This window comes from Luteimonas abyssi (genome assembly GCF_001482195.1).
GTDB lineage: Bacteria > Pseudomonadota > Gammaproteobacteria > Xanthomonadales > Xanthomonadaceae > Luteimonas > Luteimonas abyssi.
The window spans coordinates 811,030-825,156 of the sequence record NZ_KQ759763.1; the positions used below are offsets into that span (position 1 = coordinate 811,030).

11 protein-coding genes, 1 pseudogene and 1 riboswitch are annotated in these 14,127 nt (G+C 68.5%); of the genes and pseudogenes, 8 read left to right on the forward strand and 4 right to left on the reverse strand.

The features are described 5' to 3' along the window. Positions 1 to 376 precede the first annotated feature (376 nt). Positions 377 to 1,966, forward strand: a pseudogene (locus tag RG19_RS03310) (FAD-dependent oxidoreductase). 66 nt (positions 1,967 to 2,032) lie between these two features. Here the strand turns inward: RG19_RS03310 and mntP are convergent. Further along, entirely contained in the window at positions 2,033 to 2,626 is a 594-nt protein-coding gene (mntP, locus tag RG19_RS03315) for a manganese efflux pump MntP (RefSeq protein WP_058834024.1), read from the reverse strand. 8 nt (positions 2,627 to 2,634) lie between these two features. Continuing rightward, positions 2,635 to 2,803: riboswitch (yybP-ykoY riboswitch) on the reverse strand. Between the two features lie 395 nt (positions 2,804 to 3,198). Here mntP and RG19_RS03320 point away from each other — a divergent pair. Continuing rightward, positions 3,199 to 3,570, forward strand: a complete 372-nt coding sequence (locus RG19_RS03320) for a winged helix-turn-helix domain-containing protein (RefSeq protein WP_058834025.1) — start codon at positions 3,199 to 3,201, stop codon at positions 3,568 to 3,570. A 343-nt stretch (positions 3,571 to 3,913) separates the two neighbouring features. Here the strand turns inward: RG19_RS03320 and RG19_RS03325 are convergent, their stop codons facing one another. Both RG19_RS03325 and RG19_RS03330 read right to left on the reverse strand, forming a co-directional pair. Then, positions 3,914 to 4,393 (reverse strand): PaaI family thioesterase, encoded by a 480-nt coding sequence (locus tag RG19_RS03325; protein ID WP_058834026.1) that lies wholly within the window; start codon positions 4,391 to 4,393, stop codon positions 3,914 to 3,916. Between the two features lie 88 nt (positions 4,394 to 4,481). Continuing rightward, positions 4,482 to 5,237: a sulfite exporter TauE/SafE family protein gene (locus tag RG19_RS03330; protein ID WP_058834027.1), complete on the reverse strand. Its 756-nt coding sequence runs from the start codon at positions 5,235 to 5,237 to the stop codon at positions 4,482 to 4,484. 92 nt (positions 5,238 to 5,329) lie between these two features. Between RG19_RS03330 and RG19_RS03335 the strand changes: the two genes are divergently transcribed. From RG19_RS03335 to RG19_RS17500, 6 genes are all read left to right on the forward strand, one after another. Next, positions 5,330 to 6,232: a LysR family transcriptional regulator gene (locus RG19_RS03335; RefSeq protein ID WP_058834028.1), complete on the forward strand. Its 903-nt coding sequence runs from the start codon at positions 5,330 to 5,332 to the stop codon at positions 6,230 to 6,232. 350 nt (positions 6,233 to 6,582) lie between these two features. Then, on the forward strand, positions 6,583 to 9,372 hold the full coding sequence (locus RG19_RS03340) for a TonB-dependent receptor domain-containing protein (RefSeq protein ID WP_238376579.1): 2,790 nt from the start codon (positions 6,583 to 6,585) through the stop codon (positions 9,370 to 9,372). 112 nt (positions 9,373 to 9,484) lie between these two features. Next, positions 9,485 to 10,846, forward strand: a complete 1,362-nt coding sequence (locus tag RG19_RS03345) for an NTP/NDP exchange transporter (RefSeq protein ID WP_058834030.1) — start codon at positions 9,485 to 9,487, stop codon at positions 10,844 to 10,846. Then, positions 10,830 to 12,038, forward strand: a complete 1,209-nt coding sequence (locus RG19_RS03350; RefSeq protein ID WP_157515144.1) for an NAD-dependent epimerase/dehydratase family protein — start codon at positions 10,830 to 10,832, stop codon at positions 12,036 to 12,038. The genes RG19_RS03345 and RG19_RS03350 overlap by 17 nt, the downstream gene beginning before the upstream one ends. Positions 12,039 to 12,282: 244 nt before the next feature. Then, on the forward strand, positions 12,283 to 13,257 hold the full coding sequence (locus RG19_RS03355) for a metallophosphoesterase (protein ID WP_162267046.1): 975 nt from the start codon (positions 12,283 to 12,285) through the stop codon (positions 13,255 to 13,257). Continuing rightward, positions 13,254 to 13,424: a hypothetical protein gene (locus tag RG19_RS17500; protein WP_157515145.1), complete on the forward strand. Its 171-nt coding sequence runs from the start codon at positions 13,254 to 13,256 to the stop codon at positions 13,422 to 13,424. Before RG19_RS03355 ends, RG19_RS17500 begins: the two co-directional genes overlap by 4 nt. Before the next feature lie 155 nt (positions 13,425 to 13,579). On the opposite strand, the gene RG19_RS03360 is transcribed toward RG19_RS17500, so the two are convergent. After that, entirely contained in the window at positions 13,580 to 14,062 is a 483-nt protein-coding gene (locus RG19_RS03360) for a hotdog fold domain-containing protein (RefSeq protein ID WP_058834032.1), read from the reverse strand. Between the last annotated feature and the right edge of the window lie 65 nt (positions 14,063 to 14,127).

Below are 14,127 nucleotides of genomic sequence, written 5' to 3' on the forward strand. Positions count from 1 at the left end.
CGGGTCGATCGTGGGGGCGCCGGCTAGGCGCTCCCATGCCGCGTTCCTGGATCAGCGACACCGCGTTCCGGCGAAGCGCGCTATCACCGCCGGGATTGACATGGCACTGTCTGGAGTCGCTCGGGAGGCCGGGCGGGCGTTCCGCGCTGTGGCCGCTGCCGTGTACGACCGGGTGATGTCGGTGCGCGCACAGACCGAGCCGTTCGCGGCGCCATCGTGGTGTTCCTGAGCCTGCGGAGCGAGCTCACCGGATCGCGGCGATGCCCGGCAGCGGCGTCGCGCAGCTGGGGCCGGAGCGGTCGGGAGCGGGTGTCACCGATCAGGTCGGGCGATCCAGGAGATCAGAGTGGAAACGATTGGTCGCGATTTGCGCGAAATGCAGCGGGTGCCGCTGACCGAGGCGCATGTCGCCGCCCTCCGTGAGGCCGGCCGGGAGGTGCGCTATGCGGCCGGCGAGGCCCTGGTCCAGCCGGGCGATCCAGCCGACCGGTTCGTCTATGTCGAGGATGGCGAGATCGAGGCGGTGGACGTGTTCACCGGAGACCGTCTGACCAATGCCACGATGGGCCCGACCCAGTTCATGGCGGACATCTCGTTTCTCAGCGGCGGGACCTGGTCGATGGCCATGCGCGCGGCTCGGGACACCCGCGTGATCGAGGTGCCGCGCGAGCGCATGCTCGCGCTGATGGCGCGCACGCCGGAGATGTCGGACGTCATCATCACCGTGCTCGCCGCCCGGCGCCGGCGCCAGTTGGAATCGGGGAACAGTTCGCTCGTGCTGGTGGGTGAGGAGGCCGATCGCGATGTTCGCCGCGTCGGCGACTTCGCGTGCCGCAACCGGCTTCCCTATGCCTCGTACCCTCTGGGCAGCGCGGAGGCGCAGGCGGTGGCGACGAGTTGCGAGATCGTTTCCGATCGGCCTGCGGTCATCTTCGGCCGGAACATCGTCGTCGAGGATCCGACGCCGGACAAGGTCGCCAAGCTGCTGGGCCTCAACCGCGAATTCGTCGACAACGAGGCGGTCGACGTGCTGATCGTGGGTGCCGGTCCCGCGGGCGTCGCGGCAGGCGTCTATGCGGGAGCGGAAGGGTTGAACGCCCTGGTGGTGGAGGACACCGCCATCGGCGGGCAGGCGGGCACGTCGAGCCGGATCGAGAATTACATGGGCTTCCCGACCGGTATTTCCGGTGCCGACCTGGTGTGGCGCGGCGAGGTCCAGGCGATGAAGTTCGGGACCCGTTTCGCCATGCCGCTGCGGGTCGAGCGACTGGAGCAGTTGGACGACGCCACCTTCTGCGCGACGTTCGACAACGGCCAGCGCGTCCGCTCGCGCGCCGTGGTGGTGGCGACCGGGGTGTAGTACCGGCGCCTGCCGATCGACCGGCTCGCCGAGTTCGACGGCGCGGGCGTGTACTACGCGGCGACCGAGAACGAGGCCCGCTACTGCCGCGATGCCGAGGTGGTGGTCGTCGGCGGCGGCAATTCCGCCGGGCAAGCCGCCATGTTCCTGTGCCGGGTGGCGCAGCGCGTGCGGCTGCTGGTGCGCGGCGATTCGCTGGCCAGCTCGATGTCGAGCTATCTGTCCGACCGGTTGGAGGCAGATCCCGCGATCACGGTGCAGTACGGCGCCCAGGTGGTGAGGGTGGCCGGTGACGATCAGCTGGAGACGGTGACGATCCGCGACAGGGCCGGCGCGGAAGAGACCGTCGACACCTGCGCCCTGTTCGTCATGGTGGGCGCGGTGCCCAATACCGGCTGGTTGGAGGGGCTGGTGCGGCTGGACGACAAGGGCTTCGTGTTGACCGGCAGCAGCGTCGATGCGGCGTCGCCGTATGCGACGTCGTGCCCCGGCATCTTCGCCGTGGGCGATGTGCGCGGCGGCTCGGTCAAGCGGGTCGCGTCGTCTGTCGGCGAAGGCTCGGTGGTGATGTCGCACGTGTGGGCACATGTCAACGCGGCAGCGTAACCGGCGTCGGCACGGTCCTGTCGCGATGTGCCGAGGAGCTGGTTCCAGGCGTTGCGGTCGCAGCGATCAGGCCAGGCCGAGGACACCGCCGTTGCCGGAGAGGTGGTCGTACAGGATCGTGCACCCGATACCGATCAGGATCACGCCGCCGAGCACTTCCGCCCGCTTGCCCACCACGTTGCCGAGCACGCGACCGAGCATGACGCCGAGGGTGACCATGACCAGGGTGCATAGCCCGATCACGATGGCGACGGCGACGATGTTCACCTCCAGCAGCGCCAGCCCGACCCCGACGGCCATCGCATCGATGCTCGTCGCGAACCCGGTGGCGGCCAGGCTCCAGAATCCGTGACCCTCGGTGCGCGCCTCGCCCTGCGACGTGTCGTCCTTGCGAAGGCCGGCGATCACCATCCGGATGCCCAGCAGGCCGAGCAGGACGAATGCGATCCAGTGGTCCCAACGGGTGATGTAGGCCGCGGCGGCCATGCCGAGCGCCCAGCCGATGACGGGCGTGAGCCCCTCGATGGTGCCGAAGATCGCGCCCGCGCGCAGCGCGTCGACGAATCGGGGCCTGTGCATCGACGCGCCCTTGCCGATGGCGGCGGCGAAGGCGTCGGTGGACATGGCGAAGCCCAGCAGGGCGATGGCGAGGGGTGACATGGCGATGATCTCGGGCCGGGCGCAACGACGAACGGCACCGGACGCGCCCAACCCTTCTGCGCCCGGGAACCGTTGGTCTCGCCTGCCTGGACCGGCTGCCTGCACCACGATCGCACTGGATCGAGTGTGTTGATACAGGCGCTTTCGCGTCGCGAAAGTCGGCTACTCCCCAAGGGGACGCGCATGCTAGCAGCGGACTTTCGCATTTGCCTATTCATAGCGGGCGCTATGTTTTGGCGTCCAGGCAATCGATCGGCGTCCGGCCGCATACGCACGCGCTTTCGATGCACGCCGTCGCCGGAGGCGCGTCGGCGTGCGTCTTGCGCGCAGCGGGCCTGTTGCGCACCCGAGCCATCAAGCGAACCCCGGCCGGCGTGAGCCAGGCCATGCCGGCGCGCGCGCCGTGTTGCCAGGACGCGAAATCGATCAGATCCCTTCACTGCAGCAGGTTGCGCTGTGGCGGGACAGGTTGCGGTACGCGCTCCTACGCGGCGTGCCGGAGCCGCGATGTCGCGATGCGCGCGCGGTCCTAGAATGGCCGAAGCGCCGGACGTATCAGGAGAACATCGACGATGGTCAGCGAACGCGATGGCCGACTGCGGCTGCGTGTGCTCTTCGAGCCCGGCATCGTGCTCGGCCCCGGCAAGGCGGACCTCCTGGAGGGGATCCGGGCCACCGGGTCGATCTCGGCGGCCGGCCGCAGGATGCGGATGAGCTACAAGCGGGCCTGGGATCTCGTGGTGGCGTTGAACGGCTATTTCGATACGCCGGTGGTGCAGACCAGCAAGGGCGGCAGCGGCGGTGGAGGCGCGAGCCTGACGCCGTTCGGCGAGCAGGTCCTGGCGGCTTATCGCCGTATCGAAGCCAAGAGTGCGCAGGTCGCCGCCGACGAGTTGGCCTGGTTGCGCGATCGCCTGTCGCACGACGGCGGCGCGCCGTCGTAGCCGGTTGCGCGCATCCTGCCAACGTCCGAAGCCACGCACGAAGATGTCGTGCTCGTTGCGTCGGCCGTTGCTGTCCTGGGGCGCGGTGATGCCGGGCGCGGCGACTCGCCGGGGGTGAAGACGGCCCCCGTCCGAGCGCGACTGGGCAGCCGCGGACGACATGGCGGGAACGCCGGCGACCGCGATGGCCGGCAAAACGAAGCGCATTTGCATGGACGCTCCCCGGAACAGGGGGGCAAAGGCCTCATGCGCAAGCGGTGCGTTGTCCAGGTGAGGCGATCAGGGAGCACGCTGTCCATGTTCCAGGCCGAGCCGCCTGTGCATTTTTGCATTCACGGTTGCATCAGCGCCCAGAAGCCGCGGCGTCACGGAGCGTCACGATCGCGCTCGCCGCGCGGGCGACGACGGCGCCATCCTCGCGCTGGATCTCGCACGCGTAGTGGCTGATGGTGCGTCCGCGGTGCTCGGCCCAGGCGTGCGCACGTAACCGGGACCGCCAGACCGGGCGAAGGAAGGTTGTTCTCAGATCGATGCTGGCGAAGCTTTCGCCCGCCACCATCAGGGTCGAGTGCGCGGTGCCGATGGTGGCGTCGGCCAGTTCGCACAGCAGGCCGCCATGGACGGTACCTTGCTGGTTGCCGTGCCGCTGTGCATCGGCATCGAGTTCGAGCGCGGCCATCGCCCGGTCGACGGCCACGATGCGGAAATCCAGCAGTCGCGAGATCGCCGTGGGGTAGCGCATGCGCAGACCTGCGGCATCCGGGTGCGTTCCGCGGACATGGGCGCGCAGGAATTCCAGGACGGGCAGGTCGTGATCGGTCATGGTCGGACGAAGTCGGACGGGATGGGGGCGCGGATCGGATGTGCGGGGCGGACGCATCGACAGGCCGAACAGGCGCGCCGTTGCGGGCTCACCGCAGCAGGGGACGCAGGGCCAATTCGGCACCGAGCAACAGCAGGAACACCAGGAAGCAACGACGGAACAGCGCGGGGCTGATCCGTTGCCTGATCGCCTGACCCGCCCACATGCCGACAAGCGCCGGAACGATCGCCAGCGCGGACAGGCCTGCGGCCTCCAGCCGGAAGGCGCCATGCAGCGACAGCCCGATCGCCAGCGCGATCGTGGACACGGTGAACGACAGGCCGAGGGCCTGCACCAGTTCGTCGCGTGTCAGCGCGAGGGACTGCAGGTAGGGCTCTGCGGGAACGACGAATACGCCGGTGGCGCCGGTGACCAGTCCGGTGCCGAGACCGACCGCAGGCGACCATCGGCGTTCGCGGTGCGCGGAGGTGGTGAATCCCGGCCCGCACAGCGCGTACAGCGCGTAGGTGATCAAGACACCGCCGAGCACGCTGCCCGACCACAGCGGATCGACCCGCACCAGGACGACGGTAACCGCGAGCGTGCCCGCGACGATGCCGAGCATCATCGGCCACAGGCGCCGGGTGAGCGGGCCGCGCGCGGGACCGTCCAGCCACTGCCAGATGTTCGTGACCAGCGAGGGTACGACCAGCAGTGCGGCCGCCGCGAGTGGAGACATCTTCGCGCCGAGCACGCCCATGGCGACGGTCGGCAGGCCCATGCCGGTCACGCCCTTGACCAGTCCGGCCAAGACGAACGTGCCGAACAACAGGGCCAGGGATATGTCGTCGGTGGCGATGTCCATTACAACGATTGGAGATCGGGCAGGCCTTTGCCACAATGCGGAATCTTCCTCCGAGGCTTCGGCCGGGCCGAAGCCTCGCCGTCGCGCTGCCCATGCGGATCGACTTCGCCGACCTGCGCCTGTTCCTGGCCATCGTGGAGGCCGGCAGCATCACAGGCGGCGCTGCGCAGTCGCATCTGGCACTGGCTTCGGCCAGTGAGCGCCTGCGTCGGATCGAAACCGATGCGGGCGTCGCGCTTTTGGAGCGGCATGCGCGTGGTGTCGCGCCCACCGAAGCGGGGGCGGCATTCGCCCATCACGCGCGTTTGCTGCTGCAGCAGCACGGCGTGCTGGATGATGAGCTGCGCGGTTTCGCCGAGGGCGTACGAGGCACCTTGCACCTCTATGCCAATACGGCAGCGCTGGCCGGGTACCTGCCGCGCAGGCTCGCGCGTTGGCTGGCGGACCGCCCCCGACTGGATGTCGGACTGAAAGAGCGCACCAGCACCGAGATCGTCGCTCTGGTCTCGGCGGGGCTGGCCGAAGCCGGCATCGTCTCGGATGCGGTGCCGGCGCCTGGCATGCAGTTGCAGCCGGTCGCGCAGGACCATCTGGTCTTGCTGGTGGCGTCCGGACACTGGCTTCCGGCGTCTGCGCCCGTGCGATTCGGAGACGTGCTCGACGAATCCTTCGTCGGTCTCGAATCGGGCAGCGCGCTGCAGGCGCACGTGCACGAACAGGCGCGTACGCTCGGGCGCGCGCTGTCGCCACGGATCCGCATGAAAAGCTTCGACGGTCTGTGCGAGATGGTGGCCCATGGGATCGGCATCGCCGTTCTGCCCCGGCAGGCTGCCCGCCGATACCGGCGGCGAGGTGATGTGCGCACGGTGCCGCTGGCCGACGCCTGGGCGCGGCGCCGGTTGGCCCTGTGTTATCGCGAGTGGCATCGATTGTCGCCAGCGATGCGGAGCCTGTTGCTCCATCTGGGCGCGATGCCGGGTGTCGAATCGCAATAGCGTCTGCGCGAAGGGAAGCCAAACCTGAGGCTGGAAATTCTTCTGCGGTCGAGCCTGAACGATTCAGTTATGCGAAGGTCATGGTGCCCTTCGACTGCTGCCTGGAATTCATTCGAGGTTATGCTTAATTAACAAATCCGAAACGTTCTGCTAAGTTCCGATCAGGGCCGTTCAGGGGGCTCGGCCCGACCCCCTTTCTTGGAGAACTGCAGATGGAGTTGAAGACCTCGTTGCTGCGGGACGCGATCGTGTGCGCCCTGCTGGCCGGTAGTGCCGGCCTTGTCTTGCCTGCCCACGCACAGGACGCTCCAGCGTCTTCCGCTACGGCAACCGACTTGGACCGTGTCTCGGTGACCGGTAGCCGTATCGCCACGCCTGGCCTGACCACCAACAGTCCGGTGACCAGCATCGAGCGCGACGACTTCCTGCGGACCCAGCCCGCGGCAGTGGAAGAGTTCGTCAAGCAGTTGCCGAGTGTGCTGCCGTCGATCGGCCCGGGCACCAACAACGGCACCACCGGCGCGGCGGAGATCGACCTGCGCGGTCTCGGATCCAACCGCACCCTGGTGCTGATCGACGGTCGTCGGCCGGTGCCCTACAACCTGTCCGGCGTGGTCGACTCCAACACCATCCCGCTGGCGCTGCTGCAGAGCGTGGACGTGCTGACCGGCGGTGCGTCGGTCGTCTATGGCGCCGATGCGATTTCCGGCGTCGCCAACTTCATCCTGCGTCGCGACTTCGAGGGCGCCGAACTCACCACCTCCTACGGCCAGTCCAACCGGGGCGATGGGGGCCGTCAGCGCACGGAGTTGACCCTGGGCTCCAATCTTGCCGACGGCCGCGGCAACGTGGTGCTGAGCATGGGGTACACCAAGGTGGACCCGGTGTTCCAAGGCGATCGCCCATGGTCGCAGGTCTCGCGCTCGTCGGTCAGCGGCAATGCCGAGGGCTCGGCCACCGCGGTGCCCTCGGTGATCCTGGGGCCGCCCGGCGGATTCGGTGCGCCTGACGACGACGGCGTGCTCGACGGTTTCGGGCAGATCGATCCGGTCACCGGCGCGATCGTGCCCGACGTGAACACCTACAACTTCAACCCGCTCAATTACTACCAGACCGGTCTGGACCGCTACCAGGCCACCGCGCTGGGCCGCTTCGAGATCACGCCGAATGCCGAGGTGTATTCGCAGTTGAACTACACCCGTTCGCGGGTGGATTCCTCGCTGGCGCCCAGTGGTCTGTTCTTCGAGGACTTCCAGGTGCCGGTCGGCAATCCGTTCATTCCGGAGCCGGCCCGCCAGCAGCTGTGTCTGGCCTACGGCATCGCCGCGGCCGAGTGCGTCGCCGGCAATCCGACCCTGCTGACCGATCCGGGGACCGGTGGCGGCCTGACCATCGCACGTCGCCTCACCGAGCTCGGTGCGCGACGCAGCGATTACGACACCAAGACCTTCCAGGCCACGGTCGGCCTGCGCGGCGACCTCGGCGATCGCTGGAACTACGACATGTTCTGGTCGCACGGCGAGTCCGAGCAGACCCAGGAACTGATCAACTGGGGCTCGCTGTCGAGCGTGCGCCAGGCGCTGCTCGCGGTCGATCCGACGGCTTGCCTGGATCCGTCCAATGGCTGCGTGCCGCTCAATGTCTGGGGCCCGGACGGCTCGATCACCCAGGAGATGCTGGACTTTATCAACCTGAGCTCGCTGTCGCTGCAGAAGGTCGAGCAGCAGAATGCGGCCTTCAACATCGCCGGCGACCTCGGCGATTTCTCCTCGCCGTGGAGCGATCTCCCGATCGGCGTGGCGGCAGGCCTGGAGTACCGCCGGGCCGAAGCATCGACCCGGTCCGACGCGGCCTCTCAGATCGCCGGTGAGGTGATGGGCACCGGCGCGCCGACCCCGGACCGCAGCGGCTCCTTCGATCTCCAGGAAGCCTATGCGGAAGTGATCGTGCCGCTGATCAGCAACGTGCCGGGCGTGTACTCGCTGTCGCTGGAGGGCGGCTATCGCCACACCCAGTTCTCCGCCAGCGGTGGTGCCGACGAGGATTACGGCAGCTACAAGTACGGCCTGGAATGGGCCCCGATCGAATCGCTGCGTTTCCGCGGCATGTTCCAGCGCGCCACCCGCGCACCGGGCATCAACGAGCTGTTCGCACCGCTTGTCACGGGTCTGGACAATCTCAGCGTCGACCCCTGCGGCGGCGGCGCGGTCAACCGGGCCGATGCGAACACTCCGGGTACGCTGGCCAACCTGTGCCGCGAAACGGGCGTGCCGCTCGCTTCGATCGGTTCGCTGCAGCAGCCGTCGGCCGGTCAGGTCAACGTGCTCGGCGGCGGCAATCCGCAGTTGCGTCCGGAACTGGCCGATACCCAGACCCTGGGCCTGGTCTGGACCCCCACCAACGACTTCGCAGTGACGCTGGACTACTGGAAGATCGAGATGGAGGACGTGATCTCGTCGCCCAGCGTCGACGACATCATCGCCGGCTGCTACAGCACCGAGCTCAATCCGGGCCTGACCTTCAACGAGACCTGCGAGCTGGTCGGTCGCTCGCCGATCACCGGTACCTTCAACGGTACGAGCTCGCCCGGTATCTTCCAGGCGCTCACCAACCAGGGCCGCCTGACCCGCACCGGCGTGGATCTCGGTGCGCGTTATGCGCTGGGTCTGGAAGACTGGGGCCGGCTGACCTTCTCGCTCGATGCCACCCGCGTCACCCGCAACCGCTTCCAGGCCACGCCGGTGTCGGTGGACCGCGACTGCCTCGGCTACTACAGCGTGTCGTGCAGCCCCAACTCCAAGCTGCGGTCGGCGCTGCGCACGACCTGGAACATCGAGGACTTCACTGCCTCGCTGGCCTGGCGCTACAGCAGCTCGATGGAGGTCGAGCCGGCCTCCGGGACCTGGTTCGAGGCCTATCGGAACATCCCGTCCTTCAGCTACTTCGACCTGAGCTTCGCCTACGACGCCCCCTTCAACGCGCAGATCAACCTGTCGGTGAACAACCTCACCGACAAGCGTCCGCCGATCGTGGGCAACACCATCGGTGCCACCGCGGAGAACAGCGGTAACACCTTCCCGACGTACTACGACGCCATCGGTCGCTTCATCACCCTCGGCGTGACCTTCCGCTTCGACTGAGCGGACAGCCAGGCAGGGGCGGGCAGCCGCCCGCCCCTGCGCACGCGGCAAGCGCATGGCATCGCCTCGCGGCATCGGCTAAGGTGCGCGCACGCCCGAGGATGCGCCTCCCATGCCCCCCGTAGTCCCGACCTCGCGCGTCGCCCGTTTCCGCGAGGCATTGTCCGCATCGCCGGCGCTGTGGTGGGCACTGATCTATTTCTTCTGCCTGCTGTGCGGTTATTACCTGCTGCGGCCCGTACGCGATGCGATGGGGGCTTCGGCCGATCCGACGGCGGTGTTCCCGCACTGGCTGCTGGCACTGGGCGACCGGATCGGGGTGGCGCCGGCCGACTACACGTTGCAGTTGCTGTTCACCGCCACCTTCGTGGCGATGTTGGTGTTGCAGCCGGTGTACGGCGCGCTGGTGGCACGGTTTCCGCGGCGGGTGTTCCTGCCGGTCGTGTATCTGTTCTTCATCGCCTGCCTGTTCGGGTTCTGGTGGGCATTCGATGCGGCGCTGCCGGGACGGGGCGCGCTGTTCTTCGTGTTCATCGCGGTGTTCAACCTGTTCGCGGTGACGGTGTTCTGGAGTTTCATGGCCGACGTGTTCGACAACGAACACGCCAGGCGCGTCTACGGCTATATCGGTGCGGGTGGCACGCTGGGCGCGCTGTGCGGGCCGGGCATCACCCGGCTGTTGGTGGAGCAGGTGGGCGTCGCCAATCTGCTGTTGGTTTCAGCGGGCTTCATCGGCCTGTGCCTGCTGTGCATCGTCCAGTTGCGGCCATGGGCGGTGGCCCGCGAGCGCGCGCATCGCGAGGCCAGCGGCGAGGCGGCGATGGGCGGTTCGGTGTGGGCGGGGCTGCGCCTGGTGGCGCAGGATCCGCTGCTGCGCGCATTGGCCCTGCTGATGTTCTTCGGCGTTGGCGTGGGCACGCTGCTCTACAACGAACAGGCGGCGATCGTGCGCCGTTTCTACCCGACCGCCGAGGCGGCCACGCGGTACTACTCGACGCTCGACTGGGCGGTCAATGGCCTGACCATCCTGGTGCAGCTGTTGCTCACCCGCTGGCTGATGCGCCGGTTCGGGATCGTGCCGCTGTTGCTGCTGCCGGCGCTGGCGATCCTGGTCGGATTCGCGCTGCTGTCGGCCTCGCCGCTGCCGTTGCTGGTGGCGACGGTGCAGGTGATGACCCGCGCCAGCGAGTTCTCCCTGGCCAAGCCCGCCCGCGAGACCCTGTACACGCGGATGGACCGCGAAGCCCGCTACAAGGGCAAATCGGTGATCGACACCGCGGTCTACCGTACCGGCGACTTCACGTTCGTCTGGGTGCACAAACTGCTGGCCGGCTTCGGCTCGAGCGTAGTGTTCCTCGCCGGCCTGGGCATCGCGGCCGGCATGACCTTCGGCGCATGGCGGGTCGTGCGCGAACAGCGCAGGCTTCCGACGAACTCCCCGGGCGAAGGTGCGGGACATGGTGGATCGTCGTGATGTGCTGAAGGCGGGGCTGGCGGCGTTTCCGCTGGCGTGGTGGCCATGGCGGGCGAAGGCAGCCGAGCACGAGGAGGCGACCGCTGTCGCGCCGCGGCCGCTCGATATCCTCGTGCTGGGCGGCACCGGTTTTCTCGGTCCGCACTTCGTCGAAGCTGCGCTCGCGCGGGGCCATCGACTGACCCTGTTCAACCGCGGGCGTCGTGCCCCCAGCCGCTTCGATGGCGCGGCGTTCTCCGGCGTCGAACAGTTGCGCGGTGATCGCCGCAGCGACTTCTCGGCGCTGGGAGCGACCCGGCGCTGGGATGTCGTGCTCGACACATCGGCCTACTTCCCCGCGGATGTCGTGCGCAGCGCGACGTTGCTGGCGAGCCGGGTGGGGCTTTACCAGATCGTGTCGTCGATTTCGGTCTATGCGCGGCAGGACATGCCGAACGACGAAGACAGCGCGCTGGCGGCATTGGACGACCCGTCCGTCGAGCGGGTCGACGGCGAGACCTTCGGCGGGCTGAAGGCGCTGTGCGAGGCCGCGGCCGAGCGCGTGCTGCCGGGACGGACCTGCGTGGTGCGCCCGGGCCTGATCGTGGGGCCTGGCGATCCCACCGACCGGTTCACTTACTGGCCCGCTCGTGCCGACCGCGGTGGGGAGATGCTCGCGCCCGGGACTCCGCGCGATCCAGTACAGATGATCGACGTGCGCGACCTGGCCGCATTCCAGTTGCGCCTGCTGGAGCGTGGTGCGACCGGGGTCCTCAATGCGCTCACACGGCCCGGCCATTTGAGCATGGGCGATGTCGTCGAGACCTGCCTGCGTGTCGCCCGGGAGGCGAACACCGTGCAGTGCGTCCGTGCGCCCTGTGATCAACCGCCGGGTCACGACACGCGCGCGACCTGGGTGCCGGCGGGGTTTCTCGCCGAACGGCAGGTCAGCCCCTGGCAGGACATGCCGGTGTGGATGCCGCCGGACGGCGCCTATGCCGGATTCGCGCGCACTTCGGCGGCGCGGGCCGTCGCGGCAGGATTGACGTTCCGCCCCTTGGAGACGACGGTGGCCGACACCCTGGCCTGGTGGCGATCGCTGCCGGAGGCGCGGCGGGCCGAGCCAGGTGCCGGGCTGGCCTTGGAGCGGGAAGCCGAAGTCCTGCAGGCCTGGCACGCTGCGGAGGCCGCACGTACGCGCAGTTCCGGGTGAGGCCGGTTTCGGACGACAGAACCTAGCGACCTGCCTCGATTCGCAGACATGTCGCGAACACGGGATACGCGGTGCCGGAGCGTCGACGTTGCACGGCATGCGACGCGGATCCGGGCTGAGCGCATGTGAGACATCCCCGCGTGGCCTGGCGACGTGGACGACGCGCCGTCGAATCACGCCCGCCCCTGAACGGGCCGTACGCGAGGCCTGGGCCGAACGCTCGGGCATGGCGACAATGCGCGCCATGTCAGCCTCCGGCAACGAGATGCGTCGTCATCGCCCACCCCGGCGATTCGCCCGCATCCGGCGGCCGCGCGGGACCTTCCGCGCGCTGGGCGCACTGGCGGTCGTGTTGCTCGTCTGGGCGTTCGTCTGGGAACCGTCGCGCCTGCTGGAGCGCGACTACGCGCTGGTTCTTCCCCGCTGGCCGGCGCAGTGCGACGGTCTGCGTGTGGATGTGGTGGCCGATCTGCACACCGGCTCGCCGTTCAACGGTCTCGACAATCTCGACCGCGTGGTCGACCGGCTCGTCGCCAGCGATGCCGACCTGGTGCTGCTCGCCGGGGACTACGTGATCCTGAGCGTCATGCTCGGCGAATACATCCCGGCCGAGCGTATCGCGCCGCGCTTCGCCAGGTTGGCCGCACGCAAGCCGGTCTATGCCGTGCTGGGCAACCACGACTGGTGGAAGGATGGCGGGCGTGTCCGGCGGGCGCTGGAAGCCGCCGGGGTGCAGGTGCTGGAAAATGCATCGACCGAAGTTGTCGTACGCGACTGCCGGTTCGGTATCGCGGGTATCGGTGACAAATGGGAGGGCGACCCGCAGCCCCGGCGCGCGTTCGCTGCGTTACCCGAGGATCTTCCGACGCTTGCACTGACCCACAATCCCGAACTGTTCCCCGATATCCCGGCCCGGGCAGCGCTGACCGTGGCGGGCCATACCCATGGCGGGCAACTGGGGATTCCCTGGCCTGGCGATCCGCCGCTGCCGACCAGGGTCGGGGGGCACTACCTCGCCGGACATCTCGTCGAGCGCGGCGGGCATCTGTTCGTATCGCCGGGCATCGGGACCAGCATCCTGCCGTTCCGCTTCGGCATGCCGCCGGAGATCTCGCGCCTGCGCTTGCGCAGTGAGGCGGTCGCACTCGAACCGGCGAGCGCGCGGGCCACCACCGCGGCCAGTCGAACAGCGGCGCACCCGCCACGAACAAGGCCGTGAGCACCGGCATCGCCGGATTGCGGATGCCGCGGAAGAGCACACATCGCGCCACCGTGCGCGCGGCCCAGAACAGTGCCATCGTCAGCGGCAACGCATGGCCCAGCGATGTCGTCGCCAACGCCTCGGTGCAGAACAGGGCGAGCGCGCCGACGGTAAGGAAGACGTAGGTCAGGTGCAGATTCGATATCTGCACGATCGCGCGACCCCCGGGGGGGGGGCGGCAGTCAGCCGAAGGCGCCAGTCGAACAAGCCCAAAGATGCCGGATGGAACGCGGCGAATCCGATGCTGTGCAGTGCGCACAGCAGCACCGACGCGCGTGCGTTACGGCCTGCGCGCCGCTGCCTTGTGCGGCGAGATCCACATGTCGATGTTCGCGCGGAACACGACGGTATCGCGCGTGTCGCGCACTTCCACGGTCACCGGCGCCTCGTATCCCGCCTCGCGTACGTCCAGCGCCGGAACGTGCGCGGTGGCGCGCTGCCGGCCGCTGGCCTTGGCGAGGTACTCGACCTGCATGCCTTTCGGAATCCAGCGCATGCCCCGCGGTGTGGATGCCTCGGTCGCCAGGCCGCCGACGAACTCCGCGAGGTTGCACAACGCGATGGCGTGCACGGTGCCGAGGTGGTTGGTGATGCGGCGCCTGTGCTCCAGCGTGGCCGTGGCAGTGCCCGGTGCCAAGCTGTCCAGCGCCGGGCCGATGCTGCCGAAGTAGGGCGCCTTGAAACAGACCAGGCGCGAGAACAATCGGCGCCCGCCGGGCAGGCGGGCCAGGCGTTGGTAGATGTCGAGCAGCCGGCTGGGCATGAGGCGGGCTCCTTGGAACCTTGGGCCGTCACGAAGACGCCCGGCGTCGGCCGGGCGTCCTGGAG

Coding starts and splice junctions, on each gene's coding strand:
- RG19_RS03350 (WP_157515144.1), top strand. CDS start 10,830: ATGGTGGATCGTCGTGATGTGCTGAAGGCGGGGCTGGCGGCGTTTCCG.
- RG19_RS03335 (WP_058834028.1), top strand. CDS start 5,330: ATGCGGATCGACTTCGCCGACCTGCGCCTGTTCCTGGCCATCGTGGAG.
- RG19_RS03355 (WP_162267046.1), top strand. CDS start 12,283: ATGTCAGCCTCCGGCAACGAGATGCGTCGTCATCGCCCACCCCGGCGA.
- RG19_RS03360 (WP_058834032.1), bottom strand. CDS start 14,062: ATGCCCAGCCGGCTGCTCGACATCTACCAACGCCTGGCCCGCCTGCCC.
- RG19_RS03325 (WP_058834026.1), bottom strand. CDS start 4,393: ATGACCGATCACGACCTGCCCGTCCTGGAATTCCTGCGCGCCCATGTC.
- RG19_RS03345 (WP_058834030.1), top strand. CDS start 9,485: ATGCCCCCCGTAGTCCCGACCTCGCGCGTCGCCCGTTTCCGCGAGGCA.
- mntP (WP_058834024.1), bottom strand. CDS start 2,626: ATGTCACCCCTCGCCATCGCCCTGCTGGGCTTCGCCATGTCCACCGAC.
- RG19_RS03330 (WP_058834027.1), bottom strand. CDS start 5,237: ATGGACATCGCCACCGACGACATATCCCTGGCCCTGTTGTTCGGCACG.
- RG19_RS03320 (WP_058834025.1), top strand. CDS start 3,199: ATGGTCAGCGAACGCGATGGCCGACTGCGGCTGCGTGTGCTCTTCGAG.